Consider the following 21,928-nt stretch of genomic DNA (forward strand, 5'->3'; position numbering starts at 1 on the left):
GAATGCGGCCCTGTCCGGGACAGGGCCGCATTGTTATTCAGGCAGCTAGATTTCCTTGCGTTGCATCGCACCTGCGATGTGATCCGCCTGTCGGATCGCCAATGAGACGATCGTCAGCGTCGGATTGCAGGCAGCTCCGCTGGTGAACTGGCTGCCGTCGGAAATGAACAGATTCTTGATGTCGTGCGTCCGCCCGAACTTGTTGACCACGCCATCCCTTGGCTTCTCGCTCATCCGGTTGGTGCCCAGATTGTGGGTGCTGGGATAGGGCGGCGTCGGATAGGTCACCGTGGCGCCGATCGCCTCGTAGACGGCGGCACCCTGCTTGTAGGCGTGATTGCGCATCGCGATGTCGTTGGGATGGTCGTCGAAATGCACACTCGCCACGGCCATGCCGAACTTGTCCTTGGCCTTGGGATCCAGCGTGATGCGGTTGGTTTCCTGCGGCATGTCCTCGCCGACCAGCCACATGCCGGCCATGCGCGGATAGGCCTCCATCGCGGCTGAGAACGGCCGTCCCCACGCGCCCGGATTGAGGAACGCCGCCATGAAGGGCACACCGATCGACAGCGTTTCCATCTCGTAACCGCCGACGAACCCACGCTTTGGATTGTTGGTGGCCTCATCCCGGATGATGCCGGCCATCGTGGTGCCGCGATACATATGCACCGACTTCTCGAACGCCGCGTAGACGCTGCCGGTCATGTGCCGCATGTAGTTGCGGCCGACCTGGCCGGACGAATTGGCAAGACCGTCGGGGAACATGGTCGATGCGCTGTTGAGCAACAGACGCGGGCTCTCGATCGAGTTGCCGGCAACCGCCACCACGCGCGCCTTCTGGCGTTGCATCGCGCCTGACGCGTCGGCATAGACGACGCCGGTCACTTTGCCCGATGCATCGTGCTCGATCTTGATCGCCATGCTGTTGGGCCGCACCTCGAGATTCCCGGTGTCTTCACCCTTTGGAATCTCGGTATAGAGCGTCGACCACTTCGCACCGGACTTGCAGCCCTGGAAGCAGAATCCGATCTGCTGGCAGGCGGCGCGCCCATCGCGGGGCTCGCTGTTGATGGCCATGTTGCCCGTATGCACGGTCTTGTAGCCGAGCTTCCTGGCGCCGGCCTCGAGCACCCTGAAATTATTGTTGCCGGGCAGGCCGGGAATGCCGTTGGTGCGCGTCACGCCCATCTTGTTTTCGGCCTTGGCGTACCATGGCTCCATTTCGGCGAGCGTGATCGGCCAATCCAGCAGGTTCGCGCCGGGCAATCCGCCATAGGTCGTCTTCACCCTGAATTCGTGCTCGTCGAAACGCAGCGACGCCCCGGCCCAGTGGGTCGTCGAGCCACCGACGGCCTTGACGATCCAGGCCGGCAGGTTGGCGAAGTCCTTGGCGACCCGCCAGCTTCCCGACGTGGTGCGCATGTCGGTCCATGCGAGCTGGGTAAAGCTCTCCCATTCGTCGTTGACGAAGTCATGGTTCTCGATGCGGGCGCCGGCTTCGAGGATCACGACCTTGACGCCCTTCTGTGCAAGTTCATTGCCCAATGTTCCGCCGCCGGCGCCTGAGCCCACGATCACCACCACGCCGCTATCATTCAGATCGAATTTTGCCATTTGGATTCCTCCTCACCGCTGTTTGTTGAGTTGCCTGGGCCTAGACCTTCGGCAGCCAGTCGATGTCGGCGAAGCCACGTTTGATGTAGCCGCCATGCTCGGCGGAGGAACCTTCGTAACCGAACTTCGGCCACAGCTCTTTTTGGTTGTAGAGCGAGACGACGAGGTCGCCACGAATCTTCTGGAAGAATGCGGTCTGCTCGATCCGCTGCAGCAACACCACGCGGTCCGCTTCCCAGGGCACCTGGGCATAGGCAACCTTGTGTCGGTCGTTGGCGTCCTGATCCAGCCGCGTGACGCCGTCATTGATCAGCGACTTCACCGCCGGGTCCTTCGCCGCCTTGCCGTCCCATGGCTTGATCGCGGTGATGTAATAGCTGTCGCCGAGAAAATCGTGCGGATAGATATCGCGCGCCATCTTGACCAGTGTCTTGAGTGTCGCAGGGGTCAACGACGTGGCGTCGTCGGCCCAGGCTTCACCAATGCCGAGACCTGCGCTGGTCGCAATCGCAACGGCCGGTACCGCGGTTGCCGCGCCTTGGAGAAAGATGCGGCGATTGTATTTGCTTCGACGATCGACTTCTCTCATGGGTTCCTCCATTGAACGTTTATTGATTGCGACTAACCGAAGCGGCCACCCCGCTGGATCACTTCGATCTTGTAACCGTCGGGGTCGGCGACGAAGAAAAAGCGCGCCAGCGTCCGGCCGTCATGCTTGAAGTCGCGCAGCGGTCCGGGCGACAGTTTTCCCTGTTCGAGCCGGGCATGTTCGGCATCGACGTCGTCGACGACAACGGCGAGATGGCCGTAGCCATCGCCGAGGGAGTAGGGCTCCTTGCGATCGTAATTGACGGTCAGTTCGACCTCGAAGGGCGAGGAGGGATGGCGCAGATAGATCAGCGCAAAATCCGGAAACTTAAGATGATCGGCGACTTCGAGCCCGAAGGCGCGCGCGTAAAAGTCCAGCGACTTCGCCTCGTCGAGCACGCGGATCATCGAATGAACGGGTTTTGCCATTCAGTTCAGCTCCTTTGGGCAGGCGATGATGGCCATTCGCGTGCACAGAATTTAGGTCGCTGTCCGGAAGCGGTGGTAGTAGCGGGCTGTTTCACGGCAGAACAAAAGCGGCCATGCTGCGGGTCGGGTTCCAGCAACGGGCGAGATCGGGGTGCTAAAAAAACTTGCCAGTCCGCGAACCGGAAGCCCGGCGGGGCGGCTCTATGACACGAGAACGCATGAGTTCTCTCGTGAAATCAAAGGAGCTAGAATGTTCTATCGCAAGAATCTGCCGGGCTGGGAGCGGGCGATGCGGGGTATCGGGGGCATCATGATGATCGCCTATGGGCTGATGGCGATGCCGGGCACGATGGCTGGCTATGCGATCGCCGCTGCCGGAGCGGTCGCGATCGCGACCGGATTCTTCGGATTCTGCCCGATGTGCGCCATGGTCGGCCGCCGGCTGCCCTCGCCATGAATGCGCTTGTCCGAGCAAGCCGCTGCGATCCCGGACTGATCGAGGCGGCGCGGGGCGGGGACGCCGATGCGCTGGTGTCGCTGATATCAGCGGCGCAGCCCGATATCCGTCGCTATGCGGCGCGCAATTGCCGCGCGGCCGACATTGATGATGCGGTTCAGGAAACGCTGCTGCTGCTCTACCGGCGCGTCGGAACGCTGCGGGCGGTGACGTCGTTCTCGGCGTGGCTGTTCGCGGTCGCGCGGCGCGCCTGTCTGCGGCTCTTGCGCCGGTCGATCGGAATGACCGACGCGCCGGCGGAAGACACCGAGGCGCGTCTGGCGCATTGGCGTCCTGAAGACCTTCGCATCGATCTTTCGCGCGCCATCCAGTCGCTGCCCGAGCATTATCGCGAAGTGATCCTGCTGCGCGACATCGAGGAATTGTCGATTGACGAGATCGCCGGCGTGCTCGGCCTGACCCGCGAAAGCGTCAAGGCGCGCATTCACCGCGCGCGGATCATGATCCGGGAATATTTGATTCGCGACTGACACAACAACAGTTCCACATGCCGCATATTGGGTCGATCCGTGGCCAAGTTTTCGCGAAATTGCCCCGAAATCCCTAAACGAAGACCACACGGCGCGGATTGTCTGGCGGCGTGCGCCGTTCGTGACAAATCGCTCAACGCGATGAGCAGCCCCGGACGGATGGCGCATGGAACAACAGAACCGCTCATCGTGAATCAAACCCAGGAGAACTGAATGAAGTTAGTGAAAACCTCGGCGATCGCGCTTGCCATCTCGGCCATGGTGGCCGGTCCCGTGCTGGCGCAGGGTGCCTCGTCCGATAGCAAGATCCGCGGCGGCGTGCAGGGCAAGAGCCAGATGCAGGGCGGGACGTCGGCCACCGACGACGAGGAACTCAATGCACAGCCGAGCGCGGCCGGACAGAAGGCCGCGAAGACCGGTGCGAAGGGCACCGTCGGCGCCGGCAGTGGCGCGGCCAAGGGCACTGGCGGTGCAGCCGGCGATACCGCGACCGGCGGCAAGCGCTACTAGTACCGCGCGCTTCAGCAGGTTCCACTTACAACTCGGAAACTCCGGTCGCGCGTCGGCCGGAGTTTTTTCTGACTCAATCAGAACCGAAGCTCTGGCGCAGCAGACCAATGCTCGCCGCAAACTCCGTCAGTCGTCGAAGCGCACCGCGCCGCGCTTCGACTTGACGTCGCTGCGGCTCTTCTTGCCCTCCAGCCGCCGTTGTTTGGATCCGAAAGTCGGCTTGGTCGCGCGCCGCGGCACCGGCCTCACCATGGCTTCGCGCAACAGTTCGAGCAGGCGGTCGATGGCATCGGCGCGGTTGCGCTCCTGGGTACGGAAGCGCTGGGCGTGGATCACGATCACGCCTTCCTTGGTCATGCGCTGGCCGGCGAGCCGGTTGAGCCGCAGAGCGGCGTCTTCCGGCAGCGTGATCTTGCGCGTGTCGAAACGCAATTGCGCGGCGGTCGAGAGCTTGTTGACGTTCTGCCCGCCCGGACCCGAAGCGCGGACGAAGTCGATCTCGATGTCGTTTTCGTCGATCGTGAGGTCGCGGGAAATCCGCAGCATGGCGTCACCGGGAAAGAAGAAGGAATCGGTGGGCACAAGATAGCGGTTTTGCGCGCGGCGCTGAAGGAAGATGCGTTCGCTGCCCTGGGTGCCGCCTCGGCTAACCGAGGCGGCGTCAATTTTTCATCGCCAACGGCGGAAGTGCCTTATCTTTTGGTCCCGCCCGGTTGGCCGGTGATGGATTGGGTGCCGCCACCCTTCGCGCCTCCGCCCCCGCCCATGCGGTCGCTGGTGTTCGACTTGCTGCTCTTGACAGTGGTTGCCCGCGCGACCGGCTCTTGCGATGTCGTCGGCCCCTTCTTTTCCACCGCGAAGCCGGCCGTGGTTGTGACGAGCATGAGCAAGCTGCCGCATAGCAGCGGTCCGATCAAACGAATTGTCATGATGTTCGCTCCCCGGAATCGGTCGCCGCATAGGCACCGATGCCGCAGCGACCCTATACCTGCGGAGCCTGTCCACCTACCTCCAAACAGACGCCTACCGGCTGTTTCGACCCAACCGCGTCCGGGACAGGAATCTCTGTGCGAGGCAGGGTCTAGTTCGCTTTCGGCGGCGGCGCAGCAACGGCCGGCTGGGCGGCAGCTTGCGGGGCGCGGCCGACGATCACGGTGAGCAGGCCCTTGCCCCACAGCAGCTGTGCGGCCTTTTTGGCGTCGTCGAGCGTCACGGCGTCGACGAGGGCGTTGCGCCGTTCGATGTAATCGATAGGAAGCTTGTCGAGCTGGTATTGCAGCAGCGCCGCGGCGAGCTTCGAGGAGGTGTCGAGCGCCAGCATCTGCGAGCCCTTCAGATAGGACTTGGCCTCGTCCAGTTCCTTCTGGGTCGGGCCGTCCTCGGCGATACGGCGGATCTCCTTTTCAATGGCGTCGACCGTTTCACCGGCGCGGTCGGCGCGGGTGCCGGTATTGCCTACGAACAAGGCGGAGCGGTCCATCCAGAGCAGGGATTCAGAAATCGAATAAGCCAGCCCGCGTTTTTCGCGGACTTCCCTGTAAAGCCGCGACGATGATCCGCCACCGAGGATATGGTTCACGACATAGCCGGCCATGAAATCCGGATCATGGCGACGGATGCCGGGGCCGCCGAACATGACCACGGTTTGCGGCACGTCGAGCGGAACGAAGGCGCGCTGCGGCGGCTGGGCGGCCTGGATTTCGGCGACCGGCGTCAGGCTGGCTTTGGCTGGCAATCCGCCGAACGTCTTGTCGAGGAGTTTGCCGAGCGTGTCGGCGTCGACATCGCCCACCACGGATATCCGCAATGTGTCTTTGGCGATGATGCGGCCGGCATAGGCCTTCATGTCCGACACGTCGATATTGGGCACGCTGTCCAGCGTGCCGTTGGACGGACGGCCATAGGGATGATCGCCGAACGCGACTTCCAGGAACTTGCGGCTCGCCAGCGAGGAGGGGTTGGTGGTCTCGCGCCGCAGACTGGAGATCACCTGCGCGCGGATGCGCTCGACGTCGGCGGCGTCGAAACGCGCCGAGGTCAATGCCAGCTGCAGCAGGTTGAAGGCTTCGTCCTTGTTGTCCTTGAGCATGCGCAGCGAGCCGCGGAAATAATCCCGCGTCGATGAGAAGCTGAGCTCGATGGCGCGCCGGTCAAGCCGCTCGTGAAAGGTCTTGGAGTCGAGATCGCCAGCACCTTCGTCGAGCAGACCGGCGACCAGGTTGCCGGTGCCGGGCTTGTCGGCCGGGTCCTGGCTCGAGCCGCCGCGGAAGGCATATTCCATCGCGATCAGGGGCACGGTGGCGTCCTGCACGAACCAGGCTTCAATGCCGCCGGGTGACACCAGGCGCTGGATTTTCGCGGCGGCGTGCGATGGTGCCGGGGTCAGCAACAGCAGTGCCGCGAGGGCGGCAATGGTTGATGTGAAGCGCCGAGCGCCAATCGAAAAATGGATCACGAGCGCTTCTCCTCGCGTTTCGGCGTGGGGTCCTTGATCAGGTAACCCGTCACCGAACGCTTCTTGTCGAGCCATTTATGGGCGGCGTCACGGACCTGTTCGGCGGTGACGGCGCGGATGCGATCAGGCCAGCTGCGGATGTCCTCGATGCTCAGGCCCGTGGTGAGCGCGCCGCCATACCAGCGCGCCAGCGTCGCCTGATTGTCCTGCGCGTAGATCGCCTCCGCGATCAGCTGGGTCTTGACCCGTTCGATATCCTCGGCGCGGGCGGGATTTTGGATGACGTCCGTTATCACGTCGTCGATCGCCTGCTCGACTGCCGAGAACTCCACGCCGGGTTTCGGCGAGACCGAGATCGAGAATTGCGACGGATCGAGCGAGGTGCCCTGATAGCCGGCACCGGCGTTGATCGCGAGCGGGCGGTCGATCACCAGCGCGCGGTAGAGATAGGAGTTGGAGCCGCCGCCCATCAGTTGCGCAAGCACGTCGAGCGCCGGGCTTTCGCCGGCGGCCGCGGTCGTCGAGGAGGGAACGAGGTAATAGCGCCGCAGGCCGGGCTGTTCGACGCGCGGATCGGACAGCGTCACGGTGCGCGGTGCGGCGGGTGCCGGCTCCTGCGGACGAATGCGCTGCGCGGGAATCGCCGGCTGTGCAGGCACCGCGCCATAGGCGTGCTCTACCATCGGGCGGACCTCCTTGGCGTCGACATCGCCGGCAATCACCAGGGTGGCGTTGTTCGGCGCGTAGAAGCGCTTGTAGAACGCCAACGCGTCCTCGCGGTCGAGCTTCTCGATCTCCTGTCGCCAGCCGATCACGGGGCGGCCATAGGGATGGTTGAGATACAGCGCGGCCATCATCTGTTCGTTCAGCCGCGCGTCCGGGTTGTTGGCGACCCGCATGTTGTATTCCTCGAGCACGACGTCGCGCTCGGGCAGAACATTTTCGTCCTTCAGAATGAGGCCGGTCATGCGGTCGGCCTCGAATTCCATCATCCGGCCGAGCTGGTCGCGCGGCACGCGCTGGAAATAGCCGGTATAGTCGACCGAGGTGAAGGCGTTTTCGTTGCCGCCGATCCGGCGCACGGTTTCAGAGAATTCACCGGCGGGATGCTTGGCAGTGCCCTTGAACATCAAATGCTCGAGGAAATGCGCCAGTCCCGATTTGCCCGGCGTCTCGTCGGCGGAGCCGACCTTGTACCAGATCATCTGCGTCACTACGGGGGTGCGGTGATCGGGGATCACCACCACCTGCAGGCCGTTGCCAAGCGTGAAGCTGGCGGGACGCTCCGACGTCACCGTGGTCTGGGCCGGCGCGCCGCCGGGGGAAAAAGCGATTGTCGAAATCAAAACGGCAGCGAGCGAAACGGCAAAGCGATGTGGGGACATCATGACCTATCTGGAAGCCCGAACCTAAGCGTTCGGGACAAAGCCGCGGCATCGTATACCGCGCGTATCACGCCTGATGTCACGATCCAGAGAGCAAACGCCTGGCCGTACCAACAGCGGTCCTCACAGGTGAGGGCGCGGAGCCGAAATTGGCGTCAGCGTTCCTTGCCCGTCATGACGTCGTACGTCTTGTTCAGCGATTCCTTGGGCCCGGTTCCGTAGGCAAAGTTCGGCGAGGGCGTCTGGTATCCGGACGGAGGCTCGACCAGCGACTGCCGCGGCGGTTCGCCCTTGAACTCCGCCGTCTCGGACTTGTTGCCTTTGAACATGCCAAACAAGCCGCCTTCATAGCCGAGCTGCGATGGGCTCAGCAGTGGGTTGTTTTGGTTGGTGCCCGGCTGAACCGGATCGTTGTTGGTGCGGACGGGCGCGCTGGTCCTGCCGACATTGAGTTCGGATGGCGTCAGGGCACGGGCCGACAGGGCAGGATCCTTGTTGTCTTTCTTGCGGGCCGCGATCGCAGCCTTGCGGCGCGCCTCGTCCGGATCCTTTGGCCAGTTCGGTGCATTCGCTGCGGCCGAGGAGCCGGCCGGCTGCGGCAGATCGAGTTTCGGGGGTACCACCAGCGGGGAACGCTCGCGGTATTCGATGCCCCTGTTTTCCATGTTCGTGCCGCCGAGGCCGCTCATGATGTTGCCGATGATCTTTTCCTCGAAGGTCCTGTCGTCTTCGTCATCGTCATCGGCCGCGCGCACCGGACCGGCGGCCATCACGAGGCCGACGCCCAGGGCAATGGCGGCGAACCGCATCGCCCGCGTCAGCGAGGTTGTCTGCACCATCCAGAAGCTGGCTTCGGTCTCGCGCATTGCGCTCGTTCCCATTCAAATTTCCGCAAAACTTGCCGGGCTGGCCTTGCGACGCAATCCCGAGTTTGCAAGGCAATATTACCGCCAAGGAGCCGCCAACGTACGGCTCGTATCGACCGGGATCAGGGCGCTTTTGCGGCGGGTACCCCCAGGAAGGAATCATACAATAGGGCTGCTACCCCGGCAACAATGGCCACATCCGCAAGGTTAAACACGTACCAATTGAAGGTATTTCCCCCGATCTGGACGTGGAAAAGGGCAAAATCGACCACCGCGCCATAGGCGATCCGGTCAATGGCGTTACCAACAGCCCCGCCGATGATCAGGCCGAGCGCCACGGTGGCCAGCCAATTGCGCGAGTGCGCCATCCAGACCGCCAGAACGACCACGGCCACCGCCTTGATCGCGGTCAGGATGGCCTGGGCCAGGAAGCCGTCGTTCTGGAACCAGCCGAAGCTGATCCCGACATTCCAGGCCAGCACCAGATCGAAAAATGGCGTCACCTTCACCGCTCCCCGCCGGCCGATATCGAACACGAACAGCAGCCAGAGTTTCGAGGCCTGGTCGAGCACCAGGGCTGCGACGGCGGCGATGATCCCGGGGCGGAGGTGAGGGCTCATGGTGACGTGCCCGACACAAACTCTGCCGTCGTCCCGGCGAAGGCCGGGACCCCTAGCGTGAGCGCGATAGCGCTCATCGCGTCGCCGTGTCGGATCATGTTGGAAAGACTCTGGGTCATCTTCCTTTATCTATCTCGGACGCCCGGGGTTATGGGTCCCTGCGTTCGCAGGGACGACGCAGTCAGAAGGTAACTCCCAGCGCTTTCCACTCCCGCAGCGCCTGCGCGTCGCGCGGCGACACGTCGGGATATTCGGCGTCCTCGCCCACGGTCGGCAGGATCTTCCACGACCGCGCGCATTTGGTGCCGACGGCCTTTTCGACCACGACCGCGACGCCGGGAACGTCGGCGAGGGTGAAGGCCGCGGCCGGCGCGTCGTCGTTGGTCACCATCGCGTTCGAGGTGATGCACACTTCGGCCAGATCGACGTCGAACAGCGTGTTGAAGATCGCCTTGTCCGACACGTAGACCAGGGGCGAAGCTTCCAGCGACGAGCCGATGTTCTTGGCGGCGCGTTCGAGTTCGAGTGCGCCGGTGACGACGCGTCTGACGTCGCGGATGGTTTCCCATTTCGCGGCCAGAGCATCGTCACGGAATGAACCCAGATCCGTCGGGAACAGTGTCAGGTGCACCGACGGCGCGGCGCCCGGCCGGTACATCCGCCAGGCTTCGTCGGTCGTGAAGCTCAACACCGGCGCCAGCCATTTCAGGATCGCGTCGCAGATGATGTCGATCGCGGTCAGCGCCGCCTTGCGCACCGGCGAGGACGGCGCATCGCAATACAGCGCGTCTTTCCGGATGTCGAAATAGAACGCCGACAATTCGGTGTTCATGAACGCCGACAGGCTGGCGACAACCGTCTTGTAATCGAACTCGGCATAGGCCTGCCGCACGATCGCGGCTTGTCCCGCCAGTTGATGCAGCATCAGCCGCTCGAGTTCCGGCATCTCCTCATGCGCGACCGCGTCATCGGGGTTGAAGTGGTGCAGCGTGCCGAGCATCCAGCGGATCGAGTTGCGCAGCTTCTTGTAGGTCTCGATGGTATTTTTCAGGATTTCCGGCCCGATGCGCTGGTCGTCGGCATAGTCGGTCGAACAGACCCAGAGCCGCAGGATATCGGCGCCGGAATCCTTCATCACCTTCTGCGGCTCGACGGTGTTGCCGAGCGATTTCGACATCTTGCGGCCGTTCTCGTCCAGCGTGAAGCCGTGCGTCAGCACCACGTCGTAAGGCGCGCGGCCGCGGGTGCCGCAGCTTTCCAGCAGCGAGGAATGAAACCAGCCGCGATGCTGGTCGCTGCCTTCCAGATACATCACGGTATCCTCGCCGCCATCGACCTTGCGGACGATGTTGCCGAGCGTGGGGAAATTCTGGCGGTCTTCCAGCACGAAAGCGTGCGTCGAGCCGGAATCGAACCAGACGTCGCAGATGTCGTCGACCTTCTTCCAGTCTTCGTTCGCGCGGGATCCGAGAAAGCGTTCGCGGGCGCCGTCCATGTACCAGGCGTCGGCGCCTTCCTCCATGAAAGCCTCGGCGATGCGCTGGTTGACGATTTCGTCCTGCAGGATTTCAGCGGAGCCGTCGCCCTTCTCGCGCACGAACACCGCGATCGGCACGCCCCAGGCGCGCTGGCGCGAGATCACCCAGTCGGGGCGGCCGGCGATCATGCCGTTGATGCGGTTTTGCCCGGCGGGCGGCACCCATTGCGTCACCGAGATCGCATGCAGCGCGCGGGCGCGCAGCGTATCGCCGGGCTTGGCCTTGCCGTTATCAGCGATGTCCTTGTCCATCGCGATGAACCATTGCGGCGTGTTGCGGAAGATCACCGGCTTCTTCGAGCGCCAGGAATGCGGATACTGATGTTTGAGGCGGCCGCGTGCCAGAAGCTTGCCGTGTTCGACCAGAACCTTGATCACGGCCTCGTTGGCGTCGCCCTTTTCGCCCTTGTCGTTGATCACGCGCTTGCCGGTAAAGCCCGGGGCGTGGTCGGTGAAGGCGCCGTTCTCGTCGACGGTATAGGGGATCGCGGTGTTGATGCCGCGGCTGTCGAGTTCGCGCGCGTTCGCCATCCAGGCGTCGAAGTCTTCGCGGCCGTGGCCGGGCGCGGTATGCACGAAGCCGGTGCCGGTGTCGTCGGTGACGTGGTCGCCGGGCAGCAGCGGCACGGTGAATTCGTATCCGCCGCTAAAACCTTTCAGCGGATGGGCGCATTCCACCGCGTCGAGCGTGTCGGCCGGCAGCTCGCGCACCTTCTTGTAAGCCGTCACGCGCGCCTGCTTGAACACGCTCTCGGCGAGCGCGTCGGCGAGGATCAGGAGGTCGCCGTTCCTGGCCCAATTGTCCGCGGGCGCATCGGTGACCTCAAACAGACCGTAGGCGATCTTCGGCGAGAAGCTGATGGCGCGGTTGCCGGGCAGCGTCCATGGCGTCGTGGTCCAGATCACGACGGACGCGTTGGCCAGCGCGCCATGCGCCGGCGAGGTCACCGGAAACTTCACCCACACCGTATCCGAGGTGTAGTCCTCATATTCGACCTCGGCCTCGGCGAGCGCGGTCTTCTCCACCACGCTCCACATCACGGGCTTGGAGCCGCGATAGAGCGTGCCGTTGGCGGCGAACTTCATCAGTTCGCGCGCGATCTGGGCTTCGGCGGGATAGCTCATGGTGGCGTAGGGATGATCCCAGTCGCCGATGATGCCGAGCCGCTTGAACTCCTCGCGCTGCACGTTGAGCCAGTGCGTCGCATAGGCGCGGCATTCCTTGCGGAACGCCACCATCGCCGTGGAGTCGCGGAAGTCGGGCTTCGGCTTGCCCTTGGAGCGGTAGTTCTCTTCCTCGATCTTCCATTCGATCGGCAGGCCGTGACAGTCCCAGCCCGGCACATAGTTGGAATCGAAACCGAGCATCTGCTGGCTCTTGGTCACGACGTCCTTGAGGATCTTGTTCAGCGCGTGGCCGATATGGATGTTGCCGTTGGCGTAGGGCGGGCCGTCATGCAGCACGAATTTCGGTCGCCCGTCGGCGGCCTCGCGCAGCTTCTCGTAGAGACCGATCTTGTTCCAGTGGTTGAGGATTTCCGGCTCGAGCTTGGGCAGGCCGGCGCGCATCGGGAATTCCGTCAGCGGCAGGAACAGGGTCTTGGAATAGTCTGGTCCTTCGGACTTTTCGGACTTTTGCGGTTTTTCGGACATGAATGCTCTGGTTTGGCTCAAAGGGCGCGAGATACGCTGGTCATTCGCGGGGTAAACGGGGAAATCCCGGTCTTGCGCCGAGCCAAAGCTCAGGCGGAAGCCGGGCCGCTAATGGGGATGGTGCGCCGCGCAAACATGGGCTTTCCATAGCAGCCGGAAGCGGAAATCGCAAAGGCCCGCAGGGCCCGCATCTCAGGACGACCGTTTCGGCCTTGCCGGGTTTCCGGTGACGGTCACTTCAGCGCCGACGTCGCGCGTGACCACGCTGCCGGCGCCGATCACCGCACCGTCGCCGATACTGACGCCGGGCAGGATAATGGCACCGCCGCCGATCCAGACGTCGCTGCCGATCCGGACCGGGCGCCCGAATTCGAGGCCTTCGCGCCGTGTCCTGGCGTCGCGGGGATGGTCGGCCGCGTAAATCTGCACGGCGGGCCCGATCTGGGTGCGGTCGCCGATTGAGACCTCGACGACATCGAGGATGACGCAGTTGAAGTTCATGAACACGCCGTCGCCGATGCGGATATTGTAGCCGAAATCGCAGAAGAACGGCGGCCGGATCACGGCATCCTTGCCGACATGGCCGAGGCGTTCGCAGAGCAGCGCGTGCCGTTCCGACACCGGCTGTGCCAGTGCCGCGTTGTAGCGCACCAGCCAGGCCTTGTTGACCGCCTGTTCGGCGCCGAGTTCGGCGTCGGGGCGATACAATTCGCCCGCAAGCATCTTTTGCTTTTCGCTTCTGCTCAATCGATTACTCCAAGCGTCGGAAACGCGTCGGGTGCGGCTGCGAGGGCCGCGCGGGCGTGGGCGCTGTCGTCGTCCATCTGGCGGATCAACGCCTCGATGCCGTCGAATTTAAGTTCATCGCGGATGAAGGCGATGAAGGCGACGTCGAGCACCGCGCCATAGAGATCGCCCTTGAAGTCGAACAGGAACACTTCCAGCAGCGGCGCGCCATTGTCGAAGGTCGGGCGGCGGCCATAGCTCGCCACGCCGTTGAGCCGCACCTGATCGTTTCCTTGTCCGCGCCCGACCCGCACCGCATAGATGCCGTGCTTGAGCGCGCAATTCTTGTCGAGGCGGATGTTGGCGGTGGGATAGCCGAGGTCGCGGCCGCGCTTCTCGCCATGGATCACCTCGCCGGTCGCAAACCACGGTCCGCCCAGCATCGCGGTGGCGTCGTCGATCTGGCCCTCCGCCAGCGCCATTCGGATGGCGCTGGACGACACCGGCCGCTCGGCGATGTCGACATGGGCCTGGACGTCGACCTCGATCCCGAGCCGCGGCGCCTCGCTGACCAGAAGGCTGGGCGAGCCGACCCGGCCCTTGCCGAAATGGAAGTCGTAGCCGACCGCGATGCCGCTGATGCCGAGCCGGCCGATCAGGTCATGGTGAATGAAATCTTGCGCCGATGTTCCGGCGCGGCCCTTGTCGAAGGTCATCACCACGGCGCCGGCGAGTCCGGTGGCGGCCAAGAGCCGTAGCTTGTTGGTCTCGTCCGTGAGGCGGAATTGGGGGCTGTTCGGGCTGAAAAAGCTGCGCGGATGCGGCTCGAAGGTCACCGCAAAAGCGGGTTTTCCGTGGGCGCGCCCCATGTTCAGCGCAGCGGCAATCACGGCCCGGTGACCGAGATGGACGCCGTCGAAATTGCCCATGGCGACCACCGCCCCCTTGGGGATGTCGGCGGCGGGGGTGGTGTCTCGAATAACGGTAAAACCAGTTGTCATGTGACGGATTCTTGCAGGATTCTTGCGGATTAAAAAGGCATTGGGCCGCGATGCGCGCGGCCGGACCGTGACGTGGGCGCGCGGGCGAAGTCAAGCCGGACGGCTTTGGTTCAAAACCGAGGCAATCCACCCGCGCCCGATTAACGCGCTGTTTAACGCCTTGATGCTAGGGGTGGGGCGAGGACTGCGGGTCGCGCAGGCCTGCCGATATTTAGTGGCATAAGCGTTAGTGGGGGAAGAGATGGCGGTTGATTTGTCGATGTCGGTTCTGGTGGTCGATGACTACAACACCATGATCCGGATCATCCGAAATCTTTTGAAGCAGCTCGGCTTTGAGAATATCGACGATGCCAGCGACGGTTCGGAAGCGCTGAACAAGATGCGCGGCAAGAAATACGGGCTCGTGATTTCTGACTGGAACATGGAGCCGATGACCGGCTACGACCTGCTCAAGGAAGTCCGCGCCGATCCCAACCTGGCCACCACGCCCTTCATCATGATCACGGCGGAATCCAAGACCGAGAACGTGATCGCGGCCAAGAAGGCCGGTGTGAACAATTACATCGTCAAGCCGTTCAACGCGGCGACGCTGAAGACCAAGATCGAGGCGGTCTTCCCGGATATGGCGACGGCGTAAGGCGCGGTTTAGCCTATCAAGCGACAAACATCAGTTCGTCATGCCCGGCCTTGTGCCGGGCATCCACGTCTTTGGCACCGCACGTCCGTCAAGACGTGGATGGCCGGGACAGGCCCGGCCATGACGGAGTGTGTCGCAGTGGCTGTCTTTTAGCCGGTGAGCATTACCACTTCAGCTCGCGCATCAGCGCCTTTGGCGGATGGCCGAACAATTCTCTGACCGAGGCCGCGTCGAGCTGGTCGATGCCTTCGAATTCCTCGGAATGGATACCGCGGGTCACGAACAGGCAGTCGATGCCGAAACCCAATGCCCCGGTGAGGTCGGTGCGGACGGAATCGCCGATCGCCAGCACCCGGTCGAGCGGGGCGGCATGGCCGCGGTGCTCGGCGGCGAGCGCCATCGCGCGTTCATAGATCGGCAGGTGCGGCTTGCCGTAGAAGATCACCTCGCCGCCGAGTTCGCGATAGAGCTCGGCGATCGCGCCCGCGCAATAGACCAGGCGGTCGCCGCGTTCGACGACGATATCAGGGTTGGCGCAGATCAGCGGCAGCTTGCGTTCGCGCGCCTGCAGCATCATCGCGCGATAGTCTTCGGCCGATTCGGTCTCGTCGTCGAACGGTCCGGTGCAGACGATGTAATCAGCCTGTTCGAGCGGAGCCATCACCGGATCAAGGCCGCGGTAGATCGAATTGTCGCGCTCCGGACCGAGCCAGAATACTTTCTGCCCCGGATGGTCGGCGACAAAGTGCCGGGTCAGATCGCCGGAAGAGACGATCGCGTCATAGGTCTCGTCGGCGACGCCGAGCTTGCGCAACTGCCGCTGCACCGAATCGGCGGGCCGTGGCGCGTTGGTAATGAGGATGACGGTGCCGCCGCGCTGGCGAAAGGTGTGCAGCGCCGCGCAGGCCACCGGAAATGCCTCGAGCCCGTTATGCACCACGCCCCAGATATCGGAGAGGATGACTTCGACGCCATCGACGAGGTCGCTCAGGTTTTCGACGAACCGGAGTGTGGTCATGACATCGGGCGCCGGTTAGCCCGGTCCGGCGGCGCGGCGCGCCAGCGCGGCATTGCCGGTCGCCCGTGTCGAAGGTTCGATCGCCGGGCTGGCGACGGGAGCAGGGATGCTTGCAGGCGGGCTTGGGCCATTGGAACCATTGGTGCTGTTCGAAGTCGTCCCGCCGGTAGCAGATGCCCCCTCGGGCCGCAACGGCCGGGGCGGCGCGAACAGGAAGCCCTGGCCGAATCGGACGTCGAAATCCAGCAGATCGACCACCGCGCGCTCGCCCTCGATCTTTTCGGCAATCAGGTCGATGCCGAAGCGGCCGAGCAGATCCGACAAGTCAGAGGGGTGAATGTCCGACGTCGAGCTCTGCCTGGGATCGAGCAGCAGCGCCGCTGGAACCTTGATGAAGCGGACGCCGCGGTCGGCGAGTTCCCGCGGCTCGACCCGGAGGTCGCTGACATGGTCGATCGAGAAACGGTAGCCGCGCTGCGACAGCGCCGCCAGATGCTCGGTCTCGGTCGGACCGAGGTTGCGGAACGTGGCCTGCTTGAACTCGAGCACGAAGGACGGCGCCAGCGCGCGATTGGCTTCGAGGAAGTCGAGGCATTGCGCGAAGGTGGTGGGATTGGCCAGCGTCGCGGCGGAGACGTTGCAGAACACGCCGACATCCTTGTTGCGCACCATCAGGCGGCGCAGCACTTGCACACAGCGCAACATCACCATGTGGTCGATGCGCCCCATCAGGCCGCCGGCTTCGGCGGTGGCGATGAAATCGTCGGCGGCAAGAATCTGGTCGTTGTCGTCGCGCAGCCGCGTCACCGCCTCGTAGAAGCGCACCTTGCGCTGTGGCAGCGTCACCATCGGCTGCAGATAGATGTCGAGCCGGTTCTCCTCGATGGCGTTCTTCACCGCGGCGAGAAGCTGCGGCTGGCTGCGCGCGGCGGCTTCGGCAGGCGCTGGCGCGGCGACCGGTGCCGGCCTGGCGACGACGGGCGGCGCTGCGGATTCGGTGGATGATGGCGGTGAGGTTCGCGGCTCGGCGACAGGCGCAGCCACGATTGCGGCCGGTGCCGGTTCCGGTGGCGCTGCCGCCGCGCCCGAGGCAATCAAATCCTCATGGCTGGCGACGGATCCCGCGAGCTGCTTGACCAGCACGCCGAGTTCGTTGATCTCGCCGACCACGGCCTGGATGCGGTCGCCGCTGGCGGAATTCGCCGACACCACGCGGCCCTCGACGGCCGCGAGCCGGCGGCCGAATTCGGCGACCTGGCGGGCAAGGTCGGCGGTGCCGCGGGACAGGTCCGCGATCTGGCTGCCGACATCGGAGCGATCACGCAGCCGCATCGAAACCGCGTTGTAGAGGATCAGGAAGGTCAGTGCCGTCAGCGCCACGATCGCGGATTCGGTTCCGTTGATGCCGGCGACCGCATGCAGGACCAAGCCAAGCGAGGCTGCGACCAGCACCATGCAGATGGCGATAAAAATCGTCGAAATGCGAATCATGTCGCGCGCTACGCCTTCAGGTCCGAACTACCCCCGCCCGGGAAAACGCTGGTGTCGTCAGGCATCGTCCGGCTTGCGCTCCCCCAAGCGCAATGACCTTAGCATCAATGTTGATTCGCTGGTCTAGTGTTCTTTTTCAGGAGGCTGGAACCGCCGGTCCCAGCGTGTCGGCCATGGTGGCGCCGCGGCTGCCCATCGGCTTTGGGTGGCCGACGGTGGTATCGACAGCGGTCTGGTGCTCGATTTCGGAATTCAGTTCCGCTCCGAACAGCACGACGATGGCCGACATCCACATCCACATCATCAGGCCGATGGCGGCGCCGAGCGAACCGTAGGTCGCATTGTAATCGCCGAAGTTCGACAGATACCAGGACAACGCCGCGGAACCGGCGATCCACAGCAGGGCGGCGAGCAGCGTGCCGACACTGAGCCATTTCCACTGCGCCGGGCGCCGGCTCGGTCCGAACCGGTAGAGAACGCCGAGCGCCGCCAGCAGGAACGCGAACAACAACGGCCAACGTGCGAGGCTCACGATGAATAGGCTGTCCGGAGGCAGGCCCAGATGATTGAGCGCCAAAGGAAACCCCACCACGGCGCCGACCATCAACAACAGCGCCGCGATGCCGCCGACGGTGAACGTCAGCGACAGCAGGTTCAACCTGATGAAGCTGCGCTTCTCCCGTTCTCCATCGACCGCGTTGAGGGCGTCGATCACGGCCTTGACCCCCGCGTTGGCGCTCCAGATTGCAAGGGCAAGGCCGAACAGGAAGGCTCCGCCGAGCGCAGTGCTGCCCTTGTCGAGCACACGCGAAATCTGGTCCTGCACGATCTGGAATGAGCCCTCCGGCAGCATCAGCGCCAGCGTCTGCAGATTGGCGCCGATGGTCGAGGGATCGGCGAACAGGCCATAGGAAGAAACCAGCGCCGTTACGGCGGGAAACACAGCGAGCAAGCCGAAGAAGACCACGCCTGCGGCCGTGGCGAGCAGGCGGTCGTCATTGGCCTGCTCATAGGTACGCCATAGAATGTCTTTCCAGCCCGCCCAGGGAATGTTGAACGGGCTGCGTGCACGTCGCCCGCGGCCTGGTTGCGAGAGTTCGCGTGTAAAGTCGCTGCCTTTCGCGGCCGCCGGATCGGTCACTGGATTGGCGTGTTCAGGCGCGGACGTCTGGAAATAGCGCTGCGCGGTCAGGATCACGAGAGTGGTGGCCGCAATCAGGATCAGATTATCCGTATGGTCGGAGCGGGCGCGGGACATCAGATTCCCGCGTGTCGTGCCTGCTGCTGCCGCCGCCGCACCGCCGCGTAGCCCAGCAAGCTTGCCATCAGGATCAAGCCGATATTCGCGTTTCTATTGCTGTGCCCCGGCCGGTTTCGCCGCCGCCGATGTTCCACCGGCGCCGCGGGGGCTTGCAGGATCGCCGCGGCCGTATCCCTGACGGCCTCGATCTGGTCGGGCTTGACGGGGCTGGCCTTGATCGCCACCCGCAAGCGGCTGGTGAGCGACGGGAATTGCGGCGGAGGGCGCTTGAGTTTGATGGCCGCCACGGCGGCGCAGATGCAGGCGATGATCGCGAGCAGGCCGCCGACGGCGCCGAACGCCCAAAACTGTCCGTAGTTGATTTCAACCCAGCGAAACAGCGCTGCTGCGCCGACGAGGAGCGCCGCGGTCAGAAAAACTCCGGCGGCCGCGAAGAGACCGGCGGCGATGGCGTAGGAGGTGACAGTGCCGGTGGCCTGGTCGGTCCGGTCGCGCAGATAGGATTGCGTCGCGCGCTTGATCTGGTTGAGCTTCAGTGCAATGCCAGCGCGCAACAAGCCGCTCGAAGGCCCGGGCATGTCAGCTTTTCCTCCACCGGCGAAGGCATGATTGCCTCCGCCATGAATGAACGCGGCTTGTTTTCGAATGTTCCGGAAAGTGACTTACGCCAGCGCCTAAAGATCGTCGGCCGTAATATAAAATACTTCGGCTTCCGAATCCTCGGTGTCGAGCCACATCAGCGGTAATTGCGGATAGGCCGCTTCAAGCGCGGGCCGGCAACGGCCGATCTCGCACAACAGTCCGCCATCCGGCGTCAGATGCTGTTTGGCCTCGTCGAGGATGCGCCTGACGATGTCGAGCCCATCAGCGCCGCCATCGAACGCGAGTTTCGGTTCGACGCGGCATTCGCGCGGCAGCGAGGCCATGCCTTGCGCATCGACATAGGGCGGATTTGAAATGATGAGGTCATAGCGCTTGTCGCCCAGCGGCTTGAACAGGTCGCCGCGGTGCAGGTTAAGGCGATGTTGCAGCCCGTAGTCGGCAACATTGTGCGCGGCGACCTCAAGCGCGATTTTTGAAATATCCACCGCGTCGATTTCGGCGTTGGGGAAACTCCGGCTCGCCAGGATGGCGAGGCAGCCCGAGCCGGTGCAGAGGTCGAGCACATTTTCCACCGCCGCCGGGTCCGAGATCAGCGAACCGCCGGTCACGTCGTCGTCGCCGCCGAAATGGGAATCCAGCAACTCGCCGATGAAGGAGCGCGGCACGATAGTGCGTGCGTCGACAAAGAACGGCAGGCCGCGCATGTAGATCTTGTTGACGAGATAGGCGGTCGGCGTCCGCGTGGTGACGCGGCGCTCGATCAGGCTGAGGATCGCCTTGCCTTCGGCCGCCGTGACCCGCGCGGTGGCAAACGCCTCGAACTGGTCGGGATGAAGGCGCAGCGATTCGCAGACCAGAAACGCGGCCTCGGCGACCGGATCGGTGGTGCCATGCGCGAATACCAGGTCGGCTTCGATAAAGCGGCTCACCGCAAAGCGGACGAAATCCAAGAGCGTCAGCAATTCGCCGGCACCGACTTTTGGGAATTTCGGCTTGGTGTATTTCGGCAGACCGCGTTTGACGGGCGCCTTGCTCTGTTTGGCCATCAGGATTTGGTCCAGCGCGCCGCGGCGTCGTCGTCATGGCCGCGCGCCTCGATCCAGCTGGTTCCTTTCGCGCTTTCTTCGCGCTTCCAGAACGGCGCATTGGCCTTCAGATAATCCATCAGGAACTCCGCCGCCTGAAACGCCGCCTGGCGGTGCGCCGACGCCGCCAGCACCAGTACGATGTTCTCGCCGGGCGTGATGCGCCCGACGCGATGAACCACGGTGAGGCCGGTCAGCGGCCAGCGCGACATCGCTTCGTCGGTGTGCCGCTTGATTTCGGCCTCCGCCATGCCGGGATAGTGCTCGAGCGTCAGCGCCGCGATCGGTTCGCCGTTCTCGCTGCCGCGGCAGATGCCGCTGAAGGTCACGACCGCGCCGACATCGCTGCGGCCCTTGGTCAGCGCCGCAATCTCCTGCGCGATGTCGAAATCGGCTTGCTGGATGCGGATGGTCGCGGCGGCGGTCATGAGGCTTTCTTCTTTTGACGCGTTTTCTTGACGCGAACCGGTACCCACTTCGCTCGAAAACGCTATGCTAATCAACCGCCGGTCATCGGCGGAAAGAACGCGATCTCGCGGGCGCCAGCGATCATCGCATCCGGCTTGACATGGGTATGGTCGATTGCGGCGCGGATCACCCTCGGCTTCTCGAACGCGTAGGCATAGGTCTCGCCGCGCTTGGAGAGCCAGCCGATCAAATCGTCCACCGTGCGCACGGCGGCCGGCGGCTCGACCATTTCCTCCGAAATGCCGATCCGTTCGCGCACCCAGGCGAAATATTTGACCCTCATCCCTCATCCTCCTTGATGAGGTGGTGGATGCCGGCGCGGAAATAATCATAGCCGGTATAGATCGTGACGATCGCCGACGTCCACAGCAGGGCGATCCCGATCATGGTGGTCGGGGAGAAAATCTGTTCGCCCGCTTCACCGGCGATCAGAAAGCCGATCGCGACCAGCTGGACGGTGGTCTTCCATTTCGCGAGCTTGGTGACGGGGACGCTGACCCGGAGCGCCGCGAGGTATTCCCGCAAGCCCGAGACCAGGATTTCGCGGCACAGGATCACGATGGCCGCCCACAGCGTCCAACCATGGATGCTGTTGTCGGCGGCCAGCATCAACAGGCAGGACGCCACCAGCAATTTGTCGGCGATCGGATCGAGCATGCGGCCGAAGGCCGATTGCTGGTCCCACATCCGTGCATAATAGCCATCGAGAACGTCGGTCACGGCGGCGGCGATAAAGATCGCCAGCGCCACCCAGCGCAGCCAGAGCGGGCCGTCCATGATGGATTGGGCATAGACGCAGCCGACCACCACCGGGATGGCGGCGATGCGGGCATAGGTCAGGATATTCGGGAGGGACAGGCTCTTGGACTGGCCCTTGGTGGTTGCGATGTTCATCCGTCTTACCAATACCGCTCAGGCGTGAAGGTCAACCGTGCAGGCCCCAGATGATCTGTCGCAGGCGACGGCCAAATGAAACGCCCATGTGAATCGGCCC

General features: G+C 63.7%; 24 protein-coding genes. 4 read left to right on the top strand and 20 right to left on the bottom strand.

Going from position 1 to position 21,928, the window contains the following annotated elements; all coding sequences use genetic code 11:
• Positions 1–45 precede the first annotated feature (45 nt).
• From JQ600_RS03585 to JQ600_RS03595, 3 genes are read right to left on the bottom strand one after another with little or no spacing between them, the layout of a single operon-like run.
• Positions 46–1,614, bottom strand: coding sequence for a GMC family oxidoreductase (locus tag JQ600_RS03585; protein ID WP_212390366.1), 1,569 nt, complete (start codon positions 1,612–1,614; stop codon positions 46–48).
• A 40-nt stretch (positions 1,615–1,654) separates the two neighbouring features.
• Entirely contained in the window at positions 1,655–2,203 is a 549-nt protein-coding gene (locus JQ600_RS03590) for a gluconate 2-dehydrogenase subunit 3 family protein (RefSeq protein WP_212269349.1), read from the bottom strand.
• Between the two features lie 32 nt (positions 2,204–2,235).
• Complete coding sequence (locus JQ600_RS03595; RefSeq protein WP_212390367.1) at positions 2,236–2,631, bottom strand: VOC family protein; 396 nt, start codon at positions 2,629–2,631, stop codon at positions 2,236–2,238.
• A 250-nt stretch (positions 2,632–2,881) separates the two neighbouring features.
• Here JQ600_RS03595 and JQ600_RS03600 point away from each other — a divergent pair, with 250 nt between their 5' ends.
• The 3 genes from JQ600_RS03600 to JQ600_RS03610 all read left to right on the top strand — a co-directional run bounded on the left by JQ600_RS03600 (position 2,882) and on the right by JQ600_RS03610 (position 4,128).
• A complete protein-coding gene (locus JQ600_RS03600; RefSeq protein WP_212269347.1) occupies positions 2,882–3,088 on the top strand; it encodes a DUF2892 domain-containing protein in 207 nt (68 codons plus the stop codon).
• Positions 3,085–3,618 (top strand): RNA polymerase sigma factor, encoded by a 534-nt coding sequence (locus JQ600_RS03605; RefSeq protein ID WP_212390368.1) that lies wholly within the window; start codon positions 3,085–3,087, stop codon positions 3,616–3,618. Before JQ600_RS03600 ends, JQ600_RS03605 begins: the two co-directional genes overlap by 4 nt.
• 213 nt (positions 3,619–3,831) lie before the next feature.
• Complete coding sequence (locus JQ600_RS03610; protein WP_212269345.1) at positions 3,832–4,128, top strand: hypothetical protein; 297 nt, start codon at positions 3,832–3,834, stop codon at positions 4,126–4,128.
• Between the two features lie 126 nt (positions 4,129–4,254).
• Here JQ600_RS03610 and arfB read toward each other — a convergent pair whose 3' ends face one another.
• From arfB to JQ600_RS03655, 9 genes are all read right to left on the bottom strand, one after another.
• Complete coding sequence (gene arfB / locus JQ600_RS03615) at positions 4,255–4,674, bottom strand: alternative ribosome rescue aminoacyl-tRNA hydrolase ArfB (RefSeq protein ID WP_212269358.1); 420 nt, start codon at positions 4,672–4,674, stop codon at positions 4,255–4,257.
• Between the two features lie 146 nt (positions 4,675–4,820).
• A complete protein-coding gene (locus JQ600_RS03620) occupies positions 4,821–5,057 on the bottom strand; it encodes a hypothetical protein (protein ID WP_212269344.1) in 237 nt (78 codons plus the stop codon).
• A gap of 152 nt (positions 5,058–5,209) precedes the next feature.
• Positions 5,210–6,583, bottom strand: a complete 1,374-nt coding sequence (locus tag JQ600_RS03625) for a pitrilysin family protein (protein ID WP_312011064.1) — start codon at positions 6,581–6,583, stop codon at positions 5,210–5,212.
• Positions 6,580–7,971 (bottom strand): M16 family metallopeptidase, encoded by a 1,392-nt coding sequence (locus JQ600_RS03630; protein ID WP_409363323.1) that lies wholly within the window; start codon positions 7,969–7,971, stop codon positions 6,580–6,582. Before JQ600_RS03630 ends, JQ600_RS03625 begins: the two co-directional genes overlap by 4 nt.
• A 152-nt stretch (positions 7,972–8,123) precedes the next feature.
• A complete protein-coding gene (locus tag JQ600_RS03635; RefSeq protein WP_212390406.1) occupies positions 8,124–8,834 on the bottom strand; it encodes a hypothetical protein in 711 nt (236 codons plus the stop codon).
• A gap of 122 nt (positions 8,835–8,956) precedes the next feature.
• Entirely contained in the window at positions 8,957–9,454 is a 498-nt protein-coding gene (gene lspA / locus JQ600_RS03640; RefSeq protein WP_212269341.1) for a signal peptidase II, read from the bottom strand.
• A 181-nt stretch (positions 9,455–9,635) separates the two neighbouring features.
• Positions 9,636–12,644, bottom strand: coding sequence for an isoleucine--tRNA ligase (gene ileS, locus JQ600_RS03645; protein ID WP_212390370.1), 3,009 nt, complete (start codon positions 12,642–12,644; stop codon positions 9,636–9,638).
• Positions 12,645–12,836: 192 nt separating this feature from the next.
• Positions 12,837–13,391: a sugar O-acetyltransferase gene (locus JQ600_RS03650; RefSeq protein ID WP_212390371.1), complete on the bottom strand. Its 555-nt coding sequence runs from the start codon at positions 13,389–13,391 to the stop codon at positions 12,837–12,839.
• Entirely contained in the window at positions 13,388–14,371 is a 984-nt protein-coding gene (locus JQ600_RS03655) for a bifunctional riboflavin kinase/FAD synthetase (protein WP_212390372.1), read from the bottom strand. Before JQ600_RS03655 ends, JQ600_RS03650 begins: the two co-directional genes overlap by 4 nt.
• 241 nt (positions 14,372–14,612) lie before the next feature.
• Here JQ600_RS03655 and JQ600_RS03660 point away from each other — a divergent pair, with 241 nt between their 5' ends.
• Complete coding sequence (locus JQ600_RS03660; protein WP_192738834.1) at positions 14,613–15,008, top strand: response regulator; 396 nt, start codon at positions 14,613–14,615, stop codon at positions 15,006–15,008.
• Positions 15,009–15,171: 163 nt separating this feature from the next.
• On the opposite strand, the gene JQ600_RS03665 is transcribed toward JQ600_RS03660, so the two are convergent.
• The 8 genes from JQ600_RS03665 to pgsA form a co-directional block, all read right to left on the bottom strand.
• The gene (locus JQ600_RS03665) at positions 15,172–16,026 is read right to left on the bottom strand and encodes a TIGR01459 family HAD-type hydrolase (RefSeq protein ID WP_212390373.1); all 855 of its coding nucleotides are present in this window, start codon (positions 16,024–16,026) and stop codon (positions 15,172–15,174) included.
• Positions 16,027–16,041: 15 nt separating this feature from the next.
• On the bottom strand, positions 16,042–17,517 hold the full coding sequence (locus JQ600_RS03670; RefSeq protein ID WP_212390374.1) for an EAL domain-containing protein: 1,476 nt from the start codon (positions 17,515–17,517) through the stop codon (positions 16,042–16,044).
• A gap of 136 nt (positions 17,518–17,653) precedes the next feature.
• Positions 17,654–18,775: a YihY/virulence factor BrkB family protein gene (locus JQ600_RS03675; RefSeq protein ID WP_212390375.1), complete on the bottom strand. Its 1,122-nt coding sequence runs from the start codon at positions 18,773–18,775 to the stop codon at positions 17,654–17,656.
• Entirely contained in the window at positions 18,775–19,356 is a 582-nt protein-coding gene (locus JQ600_RS03680) for a phage holin family protein (RefSeq protein WP_212390376.1), read from the bottom strand. The genes JQ600_RS03675 and JQ600_RS03680 overlap by 1 nt, the downstream gene beginning before the upstream one ends.
• Positions 19,357–19,452: 96 nt before the next feature.
• On the bottom strand, positions 19,453–20,427 hold the full coding sequence (gene prmB / locus JQ600_RS03685; protein WP_212269333.1) for a 50S ribosomal protein L3 N(5)-glutamine methyltransferase: 975 nt from the start codon (positions 20,425–20,427) through the stop codon (positions 19,453–19,455).
• Positions 20,427–20,894 (bottom strand): molybdenum cofactor biosynthesis protein MoaE, encoded by a 468-nt coding sequence (locus JQ600_RS03690; RefSeq protein WP_211998530.1) that lies wholly within the window; start codon positions 20,892–20,894, stop codon positions 20,427–20,429. Before JQ600_RS03690 ends, prmB begins: the two co-directional genes overlap by 1 nt.
• Before the next feature lie 71 nt (positions 20,895–20,965).
• Entirely contained in the window at positions 20,966–21,217 is a 252-nt protein-coding gene (gene moaD / locus JQ600_RS03695; protein ID WP_212390377.1) for a molybdopterin converting factor subunit 1, read from the bottom strand.
• A complete protein-coding gene (gene pgsA, locus JQ600_RS03700) occupies positions 21,214–21,828 on the bottom strand; it encodes a CDP-diacylglycerol--glycerol-3-phosphate 3-phosphatidyltransferase (protein WP_212034227.1) in 615 nt (204 codons plus the stop codon). The genes moaD and pgsA overlap by 4 nt, the downstream gene beginning before the upstream one ends.
• Positions 21,829–21,928 lie beyond the last annotated feature (100 nt).

Origin of the sequence: Bradyrhizobium sp. AUGA SZCCT0176 (assembly GCF_018130145.1) — a bacterium.
In the GTDB taxonomy this organism is placed as follows: domain Bacteria; phylum Pseudomonadota; class Alphaproteobacteria; order Rhizobiales; family Xanthobacteraceae; genus Bradyrhizobium.

Coding starts and splice junctions, on each gene's coding strand:
- JQ600_RS03675 (WP_212390375.1), bottom strand. CDS start 18,775: ATGTCCCGCGCCCGCTCCGACCATACGGATAATCTGATCCTGATTGCG.
- lspA (WP_212269341.1), bottom strand. CDS start 9,454: ATGAGCCCTCACCTCCGCCCCGGGATCATCGCCGCCGTCGCAGCCCTG.
- JQ600_RS03585 (WP_212390366.1), bottom strand. CDS start 1,614: ATGGCAAAATTCGATCTGAATGATAGCGGCGTGGTGGTGATCGTGGGC.
- JQ600_RS03670 (WP_212390374.1), bottom strand. CDS start 17,517: ATGATTCGCATTTCGACGATTTTTATCGCCATCTGCATGGTGCTGGTC.
- ileS (WP_212390370.1), bottom strand. CDS start 12,644: ATGTCCGAAAAACCGCAAAAGTCCGAAAAGTCCGAAGGACCAGACTAT.
- JQ600_RS03590 (WP_212269349.1), bottom strand. CDS start 2,203: ATGAGAGAAGTCGATCGTCGAAGCAAATACAATCGCCGCATCTTTCTC.
- JQ600_RS03660 (WP_192738834.1), top strand. CDS start 14,613: ATGGCGGTTGATTTGTCGATGTCGGTTCTGGTGGTCGATGACTACAAC.
- JQ600_RS03620 (WP_212269344.1), bottom strand. CDS start 5,057: ATGACAATTCGTTTGATCGGACCGCTGCTATGCGGCAGCTTGCTCATG.
- JQ600_RS03635 (WP_212390406.1), bottom strand. CDS start 8,834: ATGCGCGAGACCGAAGCCAGCTTCTGGATGGTGCAGACAACCTCGCTG.
- JQ600_RS03655 (WP_212390372.1), bottom strand. CDS start 14,371: ATGACAACTGGTTTTACCGTTATTCGAGACACCACCCCCGCCGCCGAC.
- pgsA (WP_212034227.1), bottom strand. CDS start 21,828: ATGAACATCGCAACCACCAAGGGCCAGTCCAAGAGCCTGTCCCTCCCG.
- prmB (WP_212269333.1), bottom strand. CDS start 20,427: ATGGCCAAACAGAGCAAGGCGCCCGTCAAACGCGGTCTGCCGAAATAC.
- arfB (WP_212269358.1), bottom strand. CDS start 4,674: ATGCTGCGGATTTCCCGCGACCTCACGATCGACGAAAACGACATCGAG.
- JQ600_RS03680 (WP_212390376.1), bottom strand. CDS start 19,356: ATGCCCGGGCCTTCGAGCGGCTTGTTGCGCGCTGGCATTGCACTGAAG.
- JQ600_RS03690 (WP_211998530.1), bottom strand. CDS start 20,894: ATGACCGCCGCCGCGACCATCCGCATCCAGCAAGCCGATTTCGACATC.
- JQ600_RS03665 (WP_212390373.1), bottom strand. CDS start 16,026: ATGACCACACTCCGGTTCGTCGAAAACCTGAGCGACCTCGTCGATGGC.
- JQ600_RS03595 (WP_212390367.1), bottom strand. CDS start 2,631: ATGGCAAAACCCGTTCATTCGATGATCCGCGTGCTCGACGAGGCGAAG.
- JQ600_RS03610 (WP_212269345.1), top strand. CDS start 3,832: ATGAAGTTAGTGAAAACCTCGGCGATCGCGCTTGCCATCTCGGCCATG.
- JQ600_RS03605 (WP_212390368.1), top strand. CDS start 3,085: ATGAATGCGCTTGTCCGAGCAAGCCGCTGCGATCCCGGACTGATCGAG.
- JQ600_RS03630 (WP_409363323.1), bottom strand. CDS start 7,971: ATGATGTCCCCACATCGCTTTGCCGTTTCGCTCGCTGCCGTTTTGATT.
- JQ600_RS03600 (WP_212269347.1), top strand. CDS start 2,882: ATGTTCTATCGCAAGAATCTGCCGGGCTGGGAGCGGGCGATGCGGGGT.
- moaD (WP_212390377.1), bottom strand. CDS start 21,217: ATGAGGGTCAAATATTTCGCCTGGGTGCGCGAACGGATCGGCATTTCG.